This window comes from Candidatus Neomarinimicrobiota bacterium (assembly GCA_041154365.1).
In the GTDB taxonomy this organism is placed as follows: domain Bacteria; phylum Fidelibacterota; class Fidelibacteria; order Fidelibacterales; family Fidelibacteraceae; genus Fidelibacter; species Fidelibacter multiformis.
Window position 1 is genome coordinate 499,809 of record AP035449.1, and the last position, 17,460, is coordinate 517,268.

Annotated in this window: 15 protein-coding genes; 5 read left to right on the forward strand and 10 right to left on the reverse strand. The window is 49.0% G+C overall.

Going from position 1 to position 17,460, the window contains the following annotated elements:
• The first annotated feature begins 5 nt into the window (after positions 1–5).
• Positions 6–1,217, forward strand: a complete 1,212-nt coding sequence (locus tag strainIA91_RS02115; protein ID WP_400167448.1) for a bifunctional 3,4-dihydroxy-2-butanone-4-phosphate synthase/GTP cyclohydrolase II — start codon at positions 6–8, stop codon at positions 1,215–1,217.
• Between the two features lies 1 nt (position 1,218).
• A complete protein-coding gene (gene ribE, locus strainIA91_RS02120; protein WP_400167449.1) occupies positions 1,219–1,710 on the forward strand; it encodes a 6,7-dimethyl-8-ribityllumazine synthase in 492 nt (163 codons plus the stop codon).
• 55 nt (positions 1,711–1,765) lie between these two features.
• Here the strand turns inward: ribE and strainIA91_RS02125 are convergent, their stop codons facing one another.
• The 10 genes from strainIA91_RS02125 to strainIA91_RS02170 all read right to left on the reverse strand — a co-directional run bounded on the left by strainIA91_RS02125 (position 1,766) and on the right by strainIA91_RS02170 (position 12,695).
• Entirely contained in the window at positions 1,766–2,842 is a 1,077-nt protein-coding gene (locus tag strainIA91_RS02125; protein WP_400167450.1) for a pyridoxal-phosphate-dependent aminotransferase family protein, read from the reverse strand.
• A gap of 76 nt (positions 2,843–2,918) precedes the next feature.
• The gene (ruvA, locus tag strainIA91_RS02130) at positions 2,919–3,515 is read right to left on the reverse strand and encodes a Holliday junction branch migration protein RuvA (RefSeq protein WP_400167451.1); all 597 of its coding nucleotides are present in this window, start codon (positions 3,513–3,515) and stop codon (positions 2,919–2,921) included.
• A complete protein-coding gene (ruvC, locus tag strainIA91_RS02135; protein ID WP_400167452.1) occupies positions 3,512–4,027 on the reverse strand; it encodes a crossover junction endodeoxyribonuclease RuvC in 516 nt (171 codons plus the stop codon). Before ruvC ends, ruvA begins: the two co-directional genes overlap by 4 nt.
• Complete coding sequence (locus strainIA91_RS02140; RefSeq protein ID WP_400167453.1) at positions 4,024–4,776, reverse strand: YebC/PmpR family DNA-binding transcriptional regulator; 753 nt, start codon at positions 4,774–4,776, stop codon at positions 4,024–4,026. The genes ruvC and strainIA91_RS02140 overlap by 4 nt, the downstream gene beginning before the upstream one ends.
• 123 nt (positions 4,777–4,899) lie before the next feature.
• The gene (locus strainIA91_RS02145; protein WP_400168227.1) at positions 4,900–6,669 is read right to left on the reverse strand and encodes an AMP-dependent synthetase/ligase; all 1,770 of its coding nucleotides are present in this window, start codon (positions 6,667–6,669) and stop codon (positions 4,900–4,902) included.
• 130 nt (positions 6,670–6,799) lie between these two features.
• Complete coding sequence (gene omp85 / locus strainIA91_RS02150) at positions 6,800–8,128, reverse strand: Omp85 family outer membrane protein (protein WP_400167454.1); 1,329 nt, start codon at positions 8,126–8,128, stop codon at positions 6,800–6,802.
• Positions 8,125–9,102, reverse strand: a complete 978-nt coding sequence (locus strainIA91_RS02155; RefSeq protein ID WP_400167455.1) for an acetyl-CoA carboxylase carboxyltransferase subunit alpha — start codon at positions 9,100–9,102, stop codon at positions 8,125–8,127. The genes omp85 and strainIA91_RS02155 overlap by 4 nt, the downstream gene beginning before the upstream one ends.
• A gap of 4 nt (positions 9,103–9,106) precedes the next feature.
• Entirely contained in the window at positions 9,107–11,074 is a 1,968-nt protein-coding gene (locus tag strainIA91_RS02160) for a glycosyltransferase (protein WP_400167456.1), read from the reverse strand.
• Between the two features lie 14 nt (positions 11,075–11,088).
• The gene (locus strainIA91_RS02165) at positions 11,089–11,805 is read right to left on the reverse strand and encodes a polyprenol monophosphomannose synthase (protein WP_400167457.1); all 717 of its coding nucleotides are present in this window, start codon (positions 11,803–11,805) and stop codon (positions 11,089–11,091) included.
• Positions 11,802–12,695: an SDR family oxidoreductase gene (locus strainIA91_RS02170; RefSeq protein ID WP_400167458.1), complete on the reverse strand. Its 894-nt coding sequence runs from the start codon at positions 12,693–12,695 to the stop codon at positions 11,802–11,804. Before strainIA91_RS02170 ends, strainIA91_RS02165 begins: the two co-directional genes overlap by 4 nt.
• Positions 12,696–13,844: 1,149 nt before the next feature.
• Between strainIA91_RS02170 and strainIA91_RS02175 the strand changes: the two genes are divergently transcribed.
• The 3 genes from strainIA91_RS02175 to strainIA91_RS02185 all read left to right on the forward strand — a co-directional run bounded on the left by strainIA91_RS02175 (position 13,845) and on the right by strainIA91_RS02185 (position 17,310).
• Entirely contained in the window at positions 13,845–14,117 is a 273-nt protein-coding gene (locus strainIA91_RS02175) for a hypothetical protein (protein WP_400167459.1), read from the forward strand.
• Positions 14,118–14,232: 115 nt separating this feature from the next.
• On the forward strand, positions 14,233–14,571 hold the full coding sequence (locus strainIA91_RS02180; RefSeq protein ID WP_400167460.1) for a hypothetical protein: 339 nt from the start codon (positions 14,233–14,235) through the stop codon (positions 14,569–14,571).
• A gap of 168 nt (positions 14,572–14,739) precedes the next feature.
• A complete protein-coding gene (locus strainIA91_RS02185; RefSeq protein ID WP_400167461.1) occupies positions 14,740–17,310 on the forward strand; it encodes a sodium-translocating pyrophosphatase in 2,571 nt (856 codons plus the stop codon).
• Positions 17,311–17,460: the final 150 nt, after the last annotated feature.

Genomic DNA, 17,460 nt, shown 5'->3' on the forward strand with positions numbered 1-17,460 from the left:
ATACCATGGATTTTAAAGAAGTGAAAAAGGCGGTTGAGGATATTCAAAAAGGGAAATTCGTCATTGTAGTTGATGATGAAAAACGGGAAAACGAGGGGGATTTTATCATTGCCGCAGAGAAAATCACCCCTGATGCCGTCAATTTTATGGCCATGCACGGCCGCGGACTGATTTGTGTGGGACTCACGGAAGGCCGGGCGCGGGAACTGGATCTTGATCCCATGGTATCGGAAAATACAGCCCTCCACAGTACACGGTTTACCGTCAGTGTGGATTATATCCGGGGTACGAGCACCGGGATTTCTGCCTTTGACCGTGCTGCCACCATAAAAGCTCTGGCAGATTCGGGGACACACGCAGAAGATCTTGGCCGGCCCGGGCACATTTTTCCCATCATTGCCCGCCAGGGAGGGGTGCTGCGACGAGCCGGACATACTGAAGCGTCGGTGGATTTGATGAAAATGGCCGGACTCACTCCCGTGAGTGTCATGTGCGAAATTATGAATGATGACGGAGACATGGCCCGGGGAAAAGCCCTTGAAGACATCGCACGGAAATTTGGCATCCGGATGATCACGGTAGAAGAATTGATTGCCTACCGGCGGACCGATGAATGCTACATTGAACGGATCAGTCAGGCCACACTCCCTACAAAATACGGGAAATTTGGGATATCCATCTATGTGGATCATCTGGAAAACAAGGAGCATGTGGCCCTGACCATGGGGGATATTGCCAACGGAGAACCGGTCATGGTCCGTATCCACTCAGAATGCCTGACCGGTGACGTGTTCGGATCCCTCCGCTGCGACTGTGGTGACCAGCTCGACGAATCCATGCGGATGATCGCCCAGCACAAACGGGGCGTGATTCTATACCTTCGGCAGGAAGGACGGGGAATCGGTCTTCGGCATAAAATCAATGCCTATGAATTGCAGGACCAGGGCCTGGATACGGTAGAAGCCAATATTAAGCTGGGCTTTTTACCGGACCTGAGGGATTATGGGATGGGTGCCCGGATTCTCCATGACCTGGGTGTCCGGAAAATCAGGCTGCTCACGAATAATCCCAAAAAGATTGTCGGCTTGCAGGGGTATGGACTGGAAATCGTTGAACGGATTCCCATCGAAATTGCCCCCAATCCCAATAACGAAAAGTACTTGAAGACAAAACGTGATAAAATGGGACACATTTTTTTAAACTCAAAGAAGGTGTAATATGGTAAAAATTATTGAAGGACACTTATCTGCCGAAAAAATCAAGACGGCGATTGTGGTCAGCCGCTTTAACGACCTGATCACAAAAGAGCTGACCGAAGGCGCGGTGGACTGCCTGAAACGGCATGGCGCCAGCGAAGACGATATTGCCATTCACTGGGTGCCCGGTGCTATGGAAATTCCCCGTGTGGCCAAATCCATTGCCCAGTCAGGGAAATACGACGGAATTCTCTGCCTTGGGGCTGTGATCCGCGGTGCAACACCCCATTTTGATGTGGTGACCGCCGAATCCTCCAAGGGGGTGGCCCGGCTCTCCATGGAATCCGATGTGCCGGTGATCTTTGGAATTATTACCACCGATTCCATTGAACAGGCCCTGGAACGTGCGGGAACTAAAGCCGGCAACAAAGGCTGGACTTCCGCACTGAACCTGATCGAAATGGTGAACCTGCTGAAAGTCATCCAATCAACCCCGGGCTTCAGTCCGGGGTAACAAAAAAGCCCGTTAAAACGGGCTTTTTGTGTGTAAGAGAGGATGGTGATGAATATCAAAGAGTCGGTATGATTTCGTCTATGAGTTTTAACAGTGTTTCCAGTTCTTCCGGCTGACGGTCTGCCATGTGGGCAATCCGGAAGGTTTTTTCCTTCAGATCCCCGTAGCCATTGGAAATCTGGTACCCTTTTTCACCCAGTTTGGCGTTCAGGTCTTTCACAGAAATACCCCGGGTGTTTTTAATGCAGGTCACGGTGTTGGATGCATATTCTTCCACCGGAAAAAGTTCAAAATGTTCCTTTGCCCAGGCACGGGTCCGTTCAGCCATTTTCAAATGACGTGCAAAGCGGTTTTCCAGCCCTTCTTCATTCAGGATATAATCCAGTTGGACATCCAACGCGTACATGTGGCTCAGGGATGGTGTGGAAGGGTACTGGTAGGGTTTTTTCAGGATATATTTGTACAGGTCCAGCAGATCCAGGTATCCACCCCGGTATTTCACCTGTTTGCCGTATTCCAGTGCCCGTTCGCTGGCTGAACACATGGAAAATCCCGGGGGAAGTCCGATGGCTTTTTGGGTGGAGGTGATACATACATCCACACCCAGCTCGTCGACGGGAATGGGTGTCCCCCCCATGGAAGAAACGGCATCCATAAGCCATAAAACATCGGGATACTTTTTCCGGACCTCGGCGATGGCTTTCACAGGATTCATCAACCCGGTGGATGTCTCGTTATGCGTAATCGTAAACACATCGTATTTCCCGGTGGACAAATATTCATCCACGATTTCCGGTGTGGTCGGGTGTCCCCATTCCGCCCGGACAAGATCCACGGGGACGTTGTTGCATTCTGCCAGTTTTGCCCAGCGGTCGCCAAAAGCTCCCACAGAGAAAACAACGGCTTTTTTTGCCGTGAGAGACCGGATGGATCCCTCCATCAGGCCTGTGCCCGATGTAGTGGATAAAAGTATGGGATTTTTTGTCATAAAGACTTTTGCAACTTTTTCCGATACCCGTTTCTGAAGCTCGGTGGCGTCTTTGGTCCGGTGACCGATCATGGGCGTCCCCATGGCTTCAAGGACCTCCGGCCTGACGTCAACCGGTCCGGGAATAAAGAGTTTTTTGTGCATGGGACCTCCTGAAAATTTGCGTTATTTTAATCATATCAATGAACAAATGCAGGTAAAAGTTTAAAAAAAACGACAATTATTTTTTATTTCTCAAAATATGTCGGATAATTGTATCTGTTTCCGCTTCAGGATTCTCCAGGGCAAACCGTTCTACGGCTTTCAGAACATCTGTCTTCCGGAATCCCAGGGTTTCCAATCCGGCAAGGGCTTCTTCCACCCGCCGGTCCATGGGACCAGCCGGTGCTGAACCGGTCATTTCCGCCAGTTCTTCCTCCGACAGTTTTTCTTTCAGTTCAATGATGATCCGCCGGGCCTTTTTTTCACCGACTCCGGGAATTTTTGTCAGGCTTTTGATATCTCCCGACAGGATACAACGCCGGAATTCATCTGCCTTGATGCCCGAAAGCATGCTTTGGGCGTTCCGTGGACCGATGCCGTTCAGGGAGATAAGTTTTAAAAAGAGATTTTTTTCCTCGGGATCGGCAAAACCGTAGAGACTCAAAATGTCCTCCCGGACATGCAGGTAGGTATATAACTGACAGGATTCACCGGTTTCCGGGAGGGATTCGTAGGTGTTCAGCGTAATAAACACCTCGATACCCACGGGTCCCGCCTGGATGACGGCAGTATCAGGATGCTTTTCTGTCAGTATTCCCCGGAGACTTGATATCATCGGGTTTTCCTTTGTGTTTTATCCGGGTTCATCAAAGATTCGTATTTCATGTGATGGCAATGGGTCAAGGCGATTGCCAGGGCGTCGGACGTGTCCATTTCCGGAGGGAGATTTGTGAGTTTCAAAAGTTTCATCACCATGTACCGGACCTGTTCCTTGGATGCGCCTCCGTTTCCTGTCAGGGCCCTTTTAATATAGCGGGAGGCATATTCAACGACGGGAATGTCCAGATTCCGGGCGGCCACCATCAAAACACCCCGGGCGTGCCCCAAAAGGAGGGAGGTGCGGGGATTCCGGTTGGAATAGGTTTCTTCGATAATCACCAGTTCCGGCTTGTAATGGCGGATCACATCTCCCAGTTCCCGGTACAGATGGTGCAATTTATCCGAAAAGTTCATGGTCCGGCTGTTTTTGATCACACCGGTGGCCATAAACTGGGTATGATGGGGTTTATAATCAATGAGTCCGTATCCGGTGGTGTTCAACCCCGGATCTATGCCGAGTATGATCACTCATTCTCCAACGCGTTCATGATCTCTTCCGGGATATCTGAATTATCCCAGATGTTCTGGATATCGTCGTGATCTTCCAAAAGATCATAGAGTTTCATAAATTTTTCCGCCGTGTGTTCATCCTCAATTTTCACCGTGGTGCCGGGGACCTGGGAGATTTCCGCACTTTCTATGGGATATTTTTTCTCCAGAATCTCATGGATATCGTTAAAAGGAGAGGGATCCGTGGTGATTTCGAAATAATCACCATCCCGTTTCATATCCTCGGCTCCGGCTTCCAATACATCCATCATCAGCTCATCTTCATCCACATCTTCCACCGGTATCAGGATAACACCCTTGCGGGTAAAATTCCAGGCAACCGATCCGTTTTCCCCCAAATTGCCCCCATGCTTGCTCAGGATATGACGAATTTCCGAAACCGTCCGTTGCTTGTTGTCTGTAACCGCTTCCAGTAAAAGCGCCACTCCCCCGGGTCCGTATCCTTCATAGGTGATTTCCTCGTAATGAACCCCCTCCAGTTCACCGGTGCCCTTTTTTACAGCCCGCAGAATTGTATCATTGGGGACATTGCTTGCCCGTGCTTTCAACAAGGCGGTCCGCAGACGGGGATTGGCATTCTCGTCGCCTCCCCCTTCCCGGGCGGCAATGGTGATCTCCTTCAGCAGTTTCGTCCAGATTTTTGCACGTTTGGCGTCCTGGGCTGCCTTCCGGTGCTTGATGTTTGCCCATTTTGAATGACCGGCCATAGATACCTCAATATTCGTTCTTCTGTCGTTTCTTACGGAGATTAACTTCCGGATGCCTTATGTTTCCGGAACTCAGGGTAAATTTAAAAATTTCTTCATTCATTGCACAGAACAATCAGTGGATCATCCAGTGTACATCTCGTTGATCAGGGCTGCATACCGGGATTCCACAACCTGGCGTTTGACCTTCAGGGTGGGGGTCAGTTCGTCTTTTTCGATGCTGAAGGGCTCGGGCAGCAGGATGAATTTCTTCACCTGTTCATACCGTGAAAAAGGTTTCATCCGCTCTTCAACCTCTTTCCGGATGATGTGGAATATGTCCGGATCTTTTACCGCCTTCTCCGGCGGGAGGCTTGGTTTTCCCTGCTTTTGGAAATATTCTGCCAGGGTTTCATGGGATGGGACAATCAGGGCACTGATAAAATTCCGGCCATTGCCTGTGACCATGACCTGTTCGATCCAGGGGCTGGTGAGCAAGGCATTTTCCAAAGGCTGGGGACTGATGTTCTTTCCTCCGCTGGTGACCATGAGGTTTTTAAGCCGGCCGGTGATATAGAGGAATTGATCCTCATCCAGTGTTCCCAAATCCCCGGTGTGGAACCAGCCCTCCGGGTCGATGGCTTCTGCCGTTAATTCCGGATCCTTGTAATATCCCTGTGTGACATTATCTCCCCGGACCAGAATCTCCCCATCTTCGGAAATGTTCACCTCGTTGCAGTCAATGGGCTGTCCCACGGAGCCGGAACGGTTTGCTTCCGGTTTGTTCAGGGCTATAATGGGTGCTGTTTCGGTCAAGCCGTATCCTTCAATGACACTCAGGCGGATAGACCGGAGAAAATCGCCGATTTCCGGTGTCAGGGGAGCACCGCCGGTGATAAACATGCGGAGTCGTGGACTCACGGCGGCCAGGATTTTTTTGTAGACCAGTGTATTGTAGAGTTTGTCTTTGAAGCGGTCGGCCATGTTGTATGTGACCTCACCCTGTGTATACCTGAAATGTCTGGTTCCCTGGGTCATGGCTTTTTTAAAAAGGAGCCGTTTCACATCCGGCATGGCGGCTATTTTTGCCTGAAGTTTTTCATAAAGTTTTTCCAATAGCCGGGGGACCGTATTGATGATGGTTGGATGAATTTCTTTGGCGTTGTCAATGACGGTTGCAATGCTTTCAGCGTAGGCAATCTGGGCACCGACGAAAAGGGGGCAGTAGTATCCGGCCATGCGTTCAAAGGCATGACTCAAGGGCAAAAAGCTGAGGAAACGGTCTGAAGCGTAAATGGGAAGGGACCGGATGGCGGAAAAGGCATCGGTGATGATATTCCGGTGAGTCATTAATACACCTTTGGGCTCTCCGGTGGTTCCGCTGGTATAATTGATGGCAATCACAGCGTCAGGATCCAGTTCGGTAATGCGATCCAGATAGGCAATCCGTTCGTCCATATCAGCTTTTGAGAGTCTAAGCCAGCGAAGGTGGGGGATATCATCCCGAATCCGGTCGATGGAATAGAGGGAAATTCCCAGCTCTTTCAGCATCGCTTCATGAGGCTCCAGAAGATCCCGGTTTTCCACAAAGAGGGCTTTGGCTTCCGAATGCCGGAGCATGCTTTTCGCGTGTTCACTGCTCAGGCTTGTATAGAGGGGGACCAGGACTGCTCCGATACTTTGAACGGCCAGATCAATGACCGGCCATTCGAAACGATTTCCACTCATGAGGGCGATTCTATCACCGGATGTAAATCCCTCTTCCTTTAAAAAGGAGGTCATCCGGACGATGATATTACCCAATTGGTCATAGCTGATGGATTCGTATGCCGGAACGTCAAATTTCTGATAAACGGCCGGCCGGCTCCGCTGAATCTGAATCTGCTCCCAAATCACTTCCGGAATCGCTTTCATCACTTACCTCCACTCTCTCAAAACTTAATACTCAACACTCAATTCATCATTCATCATTCATCATTCAATTCATCATTCATCATTCATCATTCATCATTCAATTCATCATTCATCATTCTTCATTCATCATTCAAAACAAATATCCCAACCCAATATAAAGTCCTCCATTCCCGTCATTTTTATCAGCTGCCAGACCGTAGTCCACGGCGATGATAAAATTCTCATTCATGGCAATGCGGAAACCGCCGCCATAAGCCAGGTGGAGTTCATCATCCTGGACGGTGATTTTTTCGTCATCCGGGACTCCGTTTTGATCGTAATCCCAGCGGTTTGTCACCATTCCGCCATCCAGAAACGTATTCAAAGCCAGGTAGAAATTCTGATTCAGTAGTGTGAAATATGTGAATTTCCACCGGAGTTCAGCATTGCCGAAGGCCACGCCATCTCCAACCAGGCGGTTCCGGAAGATGCCACGGATGGTTTTCGCACCGCCGAAGGCATCCCGGGTCTGATAAGAGTTGATGTAGTAAGGAAGCATATAAAAGGGAATATTTCCGCTGAGTTTTCCCTGGTATCCCAGGCGGAGAGCCAGGGACAGATCCCGGGGAATCAGTGTCACATAGTGGCGGTGGGTCAGGCTGAGTTGCGTATAATCGCCTTCCTCATTACCCAGGAAAGAGGGTGCCAGCACCAGAAAGCCCTCGGACCACATACCCCGCATGGGGTTAGCTTCATTATCGCGGGTGTCGTAAATGGCTCCAAGCTTCAGGTAACTTGTGGCTCCGCCATCTGCCTGATCGGCGGGGATGATGCCCCACTGGACGTATTTGTCATAGAGTCCGTCCACATCCGGCAGTTTGTCAGCGTCATCCTGTCCTTCATTCAGGGATTCGATATCCACCGGCCCGATATCATGACCGAAATAGCCAAAACCGGCCAGCCAGCGGAGATTCTTGTGCATCAATTGTCCCTGAAAGTCGGAGGTTACCCTGAAAAGTTTACGCTCGTGACGATAGTACACCCGGGAAATGTAGTCCGGATTAGTCGGGTCGTCATCCACAAAAGATTCATCGAAGATGGATTCAACCCCGTTAAAACCATAGAAATCCAGGGCTTTTTCCGTTAAATAATTGATTTCAGCCGTCACGCGGATACCATAAGGCAAAAGGTATTTGGAATCAAAAAAGAGCTGGTTGGTCCCGCTGCCCTTGGTTGTCCTGGACCATTCACCGTAAATGGAATACCGGTAATCCGGGTACATACTTCCATCGCCATAATTAAACAGGTTCAGAACGATGCCATAGCGGAAGCCTGTATCGGTGCTATAGGCAACCGCCGGTACACCTCCCACGTTCCAGCCGGATTTTGCATCGGATGCAGGTGATTCTCCTTCAGCCAGACAGAATCCGCCCAGCCATAAAAAGAGCAAGAGTCCTTTCAAAAGATACATACGTGTCATGGTTCCCCCTGTGTTTTACTTTCGTCGTAAATACCAACCCGGCTGTATTTATCCAGCCGCTTTTCCAACAGTTCATCCTGTGTGAATTCTTTGAGTTTATGCAGTTCTTCCAGGATCACATCTTTGAGAATTTCCGCCATTTTCAGAGGATTGCGGTGAGCTCCCCCCAGGGGTTCAGGAACCACCCTGTCGGCGATTCCCATATCAAAAAGATCCTGGGCTGTCACCTTCATGGCTTCGGCAGCCTGTGGTGCCCGGGAGGCATCGCGGAAGAGTATGGAAGCGCAGCCTTCCGGCGTAATGACCGAATACCAGGTGTGTTCCAGCATTACCAGGCGGTCTGCCACACCAATGCCCAGAGCGCCGCCGCTGGCTCCTTCACCGATGACGATGCTGAGAATGGGAACACTCAGTCTGGACATTTCAAACAAATTCCGGGCGATGGCCTCTCCCTGTCCCCGTTCTTCCGCCCCCAGTCCCGGATAGGCACCGGGTGTGTCTATAAACGTGATGACCGGCTTATGGTATTTTTCTGCCAGTTTCATCAAACGAAGAGCTTTCCGGTATCCTTCCGGCTGGGGCATGCCGAAATTCCGGACCATATTTTCTTTAACATTCCGCCCTTTTTGATGACCGATGATCATCACGCCTGTTTCGGCGATCTGGGCAATACCTCCCACGATTGCCGGATCGTCGGCAAAACGCCGGTCCCCGTGAAGCTCGGTCCAGGTATCGGTGATTTGTTGGATATAATCCAGGGTGTAGGGCCTGTCCGGATGCCGGGCCAGCTGGACCCTTTGCCAACGGTTCAGATTGGCATAGGTCTTTTGTGCCAGTTCCTCAAATTCTTTTTCCAATACCCGTATTTGCACACTGTGGTTTTCACCGTACAGTTTTTCACGTTCTTTCAAATCCCGGATTTGGGCTTCAATTTCCGAGAGTTCCCGTTCAAAATCCAAAATAATTTTTGCCATGTCCCTACCGTGTTCCGCTTATGGTTCGCACCAACAGTTCCACATCCATCATGATGGAATAATTTCGCATGTAAAAGGTCATGTACCTTTCATGCTCCTCTTCGGATATTTTTCCGGATTTTTCAAGCTGAAGAAGGCCTGTCAATCCCGGTTTGTAATATCGTTTATGATCTGCAAAGGCCGGATCATCTCCCACGAATGTCCAGTCTCCTTTCAATATAAGGAATAATTTACCATACCCCCGGGCCAGGGGGGACTTAAAAATAGCGCTGACTGCTGCAGGAAGTGCCAGAAGAATCAGCAGGATAAAACTGACAATAACATCAAAGGTTCGCTTGATAAAGGCACTGACCGGCTGATAGATATTAAATTGCATATCCACCATGGAAATATCTTCGATGTTTTCCAGGTGGGTTTTCCCATAGATGGTGTCCAGATTTTCGGGGACGATTTTTATATTCACCGGCATGGTTTGAAGCCGGTTCATAATTTGCATCATGTCTGTGCTTCGGGTTTCACCGGGGGCAAAAATGATTTCATCGATATGTTTCATCCGGACGATTTCGGGGATATCCTCAATCCGGCTGATGGTCATGGGATGGTTGAAATTCCGGTCGGCAAATCCCACAAAAAGATATCCTGTTTCCGGATGAGCTGTGAGGGTTTTGGCAATTTGTTCTCCTTTGCTGCCGGCTCCCACCACCAGGGTTTTCCGGAGGGTGGATGTATCATCTGTCCGTTTCCGGAGAAAAATGTGATAGACCAGCCGCCATCCCGGTAAAAACAGGAGGGTGAGTAAAAAAGCGATGAGAAACACCAGTCTGGAATGGGCGATAGGTGGTATGAAAAAAGTGATGGATCCGTTGATGAGTCCACCCAGTACCACACCGGCAAAGGTCCGGGTGTAATCAAACTTCCGGTTTCTCAGGGTACCCAATGCCAGAATAGCGCCCAGATAGACGGCAGCGTAGAGGGGAATGATGGGCTGGTAGGTAAAAAACCATGAAGGATCCCTGAAGCGAATCACCAGAGCCAGTGCATGGGCCAAAGCGATGAGGAAAAGATCGAAAAGGGGCGCCCGCAGCTGATAGAGAATCCTCCCGAAAAATTTAAAAAGCAGGTGAAGGAAAATGCCCAGGCGGAGAACCAGGACGGTAAAAAGCCATTTCCCCGGCCCAAAATGTTTACGGACAAACTGATCCATGGCCCGGTAAAAGGCAATCAGGCTGTCAAATGGTGCCGATTTGGAACTTTCTCCTTTGTAATGAACAATGGTGGTATCCGGCACATAGGTCACCTGGTAACCTGCTTCCCTGACCCGGTAGCACAAATCCAGATCTTCCCCATACATAAAAAAGCGTTCATCAAAGCCTTTCAGGGACTGAATCAATTCTGTCCGGCAGAACATAAACGACCCGCTGACGGCATCGACGGGATAACTTTGGTCCGGATCCAGGTAGGTCAGGTTGTATTTTGCCAGAAAAGAGTTCCCGGGGAAAAGGGCACTGAGTCCCAGCATTTTGGGAATCGCCACTGACGGCCGGGGGAAGCTTCGCCGGCAGGCCAGTTGAAGGGTCCCGTCGGTGTTCAGGATTTTACAGCCTGCCAATCCTGTTTCGGGATGATCCTCCATAAATTGTCTCATGACAGTCAGGGTGTCTTCACGGATGATGGTGTCCGGATTGAGAAAAAGGGTGTATTTCCCCCGGGCAGTTTTCAGGGCCTGATTGTTCGCTTTGCCAAAGCCCAGGTTTTCAGAATTGGCAATCAGATGGACATCGGGAAAATTTTTCCGGATCATATCCGGCGTACCGTCTACCGACCGGTTGTCCACGACAAAAATTTCCGTCGACAGATTCCGGGAAGCCTCGTGAACCGATTGAAGGCACTGACGCAGAAAATCACGGACATTATAACTGACAATGATAACGGAGATATCGAATGAAGAGTCTGAAGAATGTGTGTGCTTCATACGTTTATGACGGATTATGACCTGTGAAACAGACTGTTGAATTTCAGTTTCCAAACCATGAGAACCGCCTCCCGGATGATTTTTTTGGACATTTTGGATTGTCCCACGGTGCGGTCAACAAAGATAATGGGGACCTCATGAAAACGGTACCCTTTTTTCCAGGCCCGGAAATTCATTTCGATCTGGAAAGAATAGCCCTGGGATTTGATGGTATCCAGGTCAATATTTTTTAGCACTGTGCTTTGCCAGCATTTAAAACCGGCGGTCCCGTCCTTGATGGGAAGACCTGTAATCAGACGGGTATACCAGTTGGCCCCATAGCTGAGAATCAGGCGGTTCAGGGGCCAGTTCACCACGTTGATTCCTGTCACATAACGGCTGCCAATGACCCAGTCGTATTCTTCGGCTGCTTTAAAAAGTTTCACCAGATCTTTCGGATCGTGGGAATAATCGGCGTCCATCTGGGCAATCAAATCATATCCGTGATCCAGTGCATAATGAAATCCCTTGATATAGGCAGTCCCCAGTCCCAGTTTACCGGGGCGGACAATGAGATGGAGCCCCTTGTCGTTTTTTTGCATATTCCGGATCAGATCCGCGGTTCCATCGGGAGAGTTGTCATCCACGATCAGAATATCCAGTGGATTCAGTTCCAAACTCCGGATATCCCGGATCAGGTTGCCTACATTGGCAATTTCATTGTAGGTGGGAATGATAACGATACGTTTCAATATCCTGTTTCCTTTATGCGTTTGAGGATTGTTTTCAAGGGTGTCAGGGGAACATCTGGCAAGGATTGTATCCGGCTTATATCCAATCCGCCTTTTAATGGCCGGGGGGCTGCCAATGCCAGGCGGTTTGTGGCGATGGGATGGATCAGGGCCTTGTCCAGATCAAAAATGTCACTCACCATACAGGCAAATTCATAGCGGTTCATATAATCCGGTCCTCCATAATTGAGAACTCCGGTAAGTTCCAATTGATCCAGTTTTTTCACGGCCTGTGCCAGATCGTCACTCCAGGTGGGGTTGTTGTACTGGTCATCCACCACATGGATGAGTTTATGGTTTCTCAGGCTTTCCACAACCCAGCGGACAAAGCTTGCTTTTTCGGTGGGACCCTTGCCGAAAAGGACGTTGGTCCGGATAATCAGGTGATTTTTGAGGATACGCCGGATCTGGGATTCACCGCCCAATTTGGATAAGCCGTAGATGTTGATGGGATCGGGACACGCTGTTTCGCTGTAGGGACCTGCTTCTCCGTTGAAAAGGTAATCGGTGCTGAAATGGATCAGCTTGCACGGGTTCAGGGCACACCACTCCGCCAGATAGCGGGGACCGAAGGTGTTTACGGCAAACGCAGTGTCGACGGACGTTTCGCAATCATCCACATTGGTGAAAGCCGCCGCGTTCAGAATCAGGGACGGTTTGAATTCATTGCACAAAGTGAATACGGCATTTTTATCACAAATATTCAGGGGGGAATAGGAGACGCCGGGGCTCAGAATGTGATCATGGATATCTGTTGAGAGGATATTCCACGTACCATCCCCGTAGACCCGGGTCAGATGATAACCCAGTAAGCCGTTCCCGCCTGTAATCAGTACATTCTTTGTTTTCATAGCTCTTATGATCAAAAAAATCTGAAAAATCAATGAAATATAAGGGATTTCCTCCATGAATAAAAAGAACGTTTAGGCATTCAGAGGTTTGATGGTTGAGTGGACAGTCGGCAGTCATCAGTCGGCAGTGGACAGTCGGCAGTCGAAAGTCGAAAGTCAAAAAGTCGATTGACTAGATTGATTTGATTGATTTGATTGAAACCCCAGGAGGGCAGCGACGCTAACTTCCAAATTCCAGCTTCCAACTTCCAGGAGATGATTGCGGATTTTTTGTTGATCTGATGATGAGATTATTGGAGAAATGGAATATATGATTTCGCTTAGGTAACGCCCCCCACCCCGGGGGTAAGATACAGTGAAATGCGACACAATGCAAGATAATATTGTTAATCATATATGTGTTATTTCGAATTATTTAATGGATTAAATACAGTCCTCATTTAAACTTTGCGGCAGTCGTATCAAGATATCCGCTTATGAAAGATAATGGACTTGAACACTGCGCAGCAGCATTTGAACACCGCAAAGCGGTGCTTGAATTCTATGCCGGAGGGCAGCGACGCTAACTTCCAAATTCCAACTTCCAACTTCCAGGAGATGATTGCCTGCTCCGTGAAATGAGCGCAGCGTATTTCACAGGGGATTGGGTACTTCGCTACGCTCAGTGTTCAAACGCCTTCGGCGATCAAAAATTCAAGCGGCACTTCGTGCCGTTCAACTGCTTCGCAGTATTCAAAAAATGAAGTCACCCATTGAAATCCGCATATCTGGGATTGAAGATCGAACGAAGTGAGATCCTTGAACACTGCGCAGCAGCGATTGAACACCGCAAAGCGGTGCTTGAATTCTATGCCGGAGCGCAGCGACGCCAACTTCAGACAGGCCGCAGCCTGTCCCTACAGCTTCCAACTTCCAGGAGATGATTGCGGATTATTGTTGATCTGATGATGAGATTATTAGAGAAATGGAATATATGATTTCGCTTAGGTAATGCCCCCCACCCCGGGGGTAAGATACACCGAAAAGCAACACAATGCAAGATAATATTGTTAATCATATATGTGTTATTTCGAATTATTTAATGGATTAAATACAGTCCTCATTTAAACTTTGCGGCAGTCGTATCAAGATATCCGCTTATGAAAGATAATGGACTTGAACACCGCGCAGCAGCATTTGAACACCGAACGAAGTGAGGTGCTTGAACACCACGAAATGGGGTTTGAACGCCGTCAGGCGTTGGAATACCACACAGCGGTTCATGAACACCACGAAGTGGCGTTTAATAATTCAAGCGGCACTTCGTGCCGTTCAATAGCTTCGCTGCGCTCAGCATTCCAGCACTGCTTCGCAGTGTTCAAAAAAGAAATCCAGTCACCTATTGAATTCTGCAAAGCTGGGATTGAAGATCGAATGAAGTGAGATCCTTGAACGATGCGCAGCAGCGTTTGAACACCGAACATTGTGAGGTGCTTGAACACCACGAAGTGGTGCTTGAATGCCGCATAGCGGCGTTTAATAATTCAAGCGGCACTTTGTGCCGTTCAATAGCTTCGCTGCGCTCAGCATTCCAGCACTGCTTCGCAGTGTTCAAAAAAGAAGACACCTATTTAAATCCGCATATCTGGAATTGAACACCGAACGCAGTGAGGTGCTTGAACCCCATGAAATGGGGTTTGAACGCCGTCAGGCGTTGGAATACCACACAGCGGTTCATGAACACCACGAAGTGGCGTTTAATAATTCAAGCGGCACTTTGTGCCGTTCAATTGCTTCACTACGTTCAGCATTCAAGCACTGCTTCGCAGTGTTCAAAAAAGAAACCCAGTCACCTATTAAATTCTGCGAAGCTGGGATTGAAGATCGAACGAAGTGAGATCCTTGAACGCTGCGCAGCAGCATTTGAAAGCCGCGAAGCGGCTATTGAACCCCTGAGCTCTGAGCATTTTAAGCACTTAATCATGGAAAACATCTCAACGTTTATAGGTTGAGATTGACCGTGGGAATCTTTAAAATCAGCGTCTTGAAAAAATAGGAGTCGATCATGCTATATGCCCTTATCATTGTTCCTCTTGGATCAGTAGCGGCCCTGTTTGTGGCCTGGCTGATGTACCACTGGATTTCCGGTCAAAACCCGGGTCACGAACGGATACAGGTGATTGCCGGATATATCCGGGAAGGTGCCATTGCCTACCTGAAGCAGCAGTATAAAACTTCAGGAATTTTCTTTCTGGTAGCCTTTGTCCTTTTACTCATATTTGCATTCGTGTTTGGTGCCCTTTCGGGATTTGTGCCTTTTGCATTTTTGACCGGTGCGTTTTTCTCCGGTCTTAGTGGGTTTATCGGTATGATGACATCCACCAAAACATCCAGCCGGACCACCCATGCTGCCGGTACATCCCTGAACGAAGCCCTGAAAATTTCCTTCCGGGGTGGGTCCGTCCTGGGCCTGGTGGTTGTCGGTTTGGGGCTCCTGGATATTATCGTCTGGTTTGTGATTCTGGAGATGACGGTGAACATCCCCAATCCTGTGGAAAAACTCCAGATTATCACCACCACCATGTTGAGTTTCGGTTTTGGTGCTTCGGCACAGGCTCTCTTTGCCCGTGTTGGTGGAGGTATTTTTACTAAGGCGGCCGATATGGGAGCAGACCTGGTGGGTAAGGTGGAGGCGGGAATCCCGGAGGATGATCCCAGGAATCCTGCTGTGATTGCCGACAATGTTGGGGATAATGTAGGTGACGTAGCCGGTATGGGGGCGGATCTTTACGAATCTTATGTCGGATCCACACTGGGTGCTGCAGCCCTGGCTGTGAGTGCCTTCGCCGGGACCGATTTTCTGTATCAGGCCGTCACGCTGCCCATGATTATTGCCGCCCTGGGAACACTGGCTTCAATTCTGGGAATTTATATTGTCCGGACCAAAGAGCAGACGGAACAGATTGGTCTGCTGAATGCCATCAATAAAGGTATCAATTTTTCGTCCATTCTGACATTGGCTCTCAGTGCCCTCGTGATCCATTTCCTCATACCCGGTCATTTCTGGTCCCTCTTTTTACCCATTATTTCCGGCCTGGCAGTGGGTGTGGCTATTGGATATTCCACCGATTATTATACGAATGCCGCTTTTTCCCCTGTGAAGCGCATCGCAGCCCAGGCGCGGACCGGACATGCCACGGTGATTACGTCCGGACTTTCAGTTGGATTCATTTCCACAGCCCCTACCTTTATTTTTATTCTGGTGGGAATGTTTCTTGCCTTCTGGACCGGCGGTGGATTTGTGGATTTCTCGTCCGGCTTATTTGCCATTGGACTTGCTTCCGTGGGGATGCTTTCCACTTTGGGCATCAATCTGGCGACAGACGGATTTGGTCCCATTGCCGATAATGCCGGCGGACTGGCGGAAATGGCCGAAATGCCAAGCCATACCCGGAAACGGACCGATGCCCTGGATGAGCTGGGGAACTCCACAGCCGCCCGGGGTAAGGGACTCTGTGTGGGGGCTGCAGCCCTGACGGCCATCACCCTGATTGCCGCATTTATTGAAACCATCCGGGCTGCACTTATGACAATGAATGTGGATATCATCTCCCTGGATGCCGTGGATATCCATATCAAAGATGCCAATGTGTTGCAGATCCTGGATTACCTGGGGGCATCCATCATGGATATCCGCTTTATTATCGGACTCTTTATCGGTGGAATTCTCTGCACATCTTTTATCAGTAAAACCATCGATGCCGTGTCCCGGGCTGCCGGTGAAATGATTGATGAGGTCCGCCGGCAGTTCCATGAAATTAAAGGGGTGATGACCGGTGAAACACCTCCCGACTACAGCAGTTGTGTGCGTATATCCACACTTGCTGCCCAGAAAAAAATGGTGAGCCCCGCCATGATCGTGATTCTGACGCCTATTTTTACCGGACTCTTTCTGGGTCCCATCGCCGTGATCGGACTCCTGTTGGGTAATCTTTTGGTGGGTATTATTCTGGCCATTTTTATGGCCAATGCCGGCGGTGCCTGGGATAATGCCAAAAAATATATTGAACGGTCCAAATCAGAACTCCGCTTTCAGATTGAGGATGGGATCAAATCCATCTCGCGGCGGGGACTTTGGCCTTTTTACCTGACACATGAAACCAACCGTTTCCTGTACGAACTGGTGAATCTGAATCCCCTGGCCTTTTCCATCGATGAAGAGGTCTCCGATTATATGGGACACATCATCGAATATGTCCAGGATGAGTATGTGGAACAAGGGAAAGATCTGAAACCCCTCATAGACTGCTATGGTTCCCGGAATGTCAAACCCTCTGAGGATGAAACCCTCCATGAACTTTGGGAAAAACTGAACCGGGACGATAAATTCATGTTCCGTGAATTCCTGAAGCTCTCTCAGGAGGATCAGGGAGTTTTGATGGAAATGCGCAAGACGAATGCGAAATTCAGGATAGTGATGGAAAGCTACCATGCCGCCGTGACAGGTGACACCGTGGGAGATCCCCTGAAAGATACCAGCGGTCCCTCTTTGGATATTGCCATTAAACTGGCAACCATGGTCAGTATTATTACAATCGGACTCATTCTCCGGTTTAATCTGGCTCAATACTTCTAAATTTGCTTTATTATGTTGTGGATATCACAAAGAGGCAGTGAGAACTGTCTCTTTGTCCTTATTCACAATAAAAAAATTGAAAAGTATCATGATCATGTTATATTTAAGGGCATTTTTGTAACTGTGAAGCAATTCACGGGACTTAACACA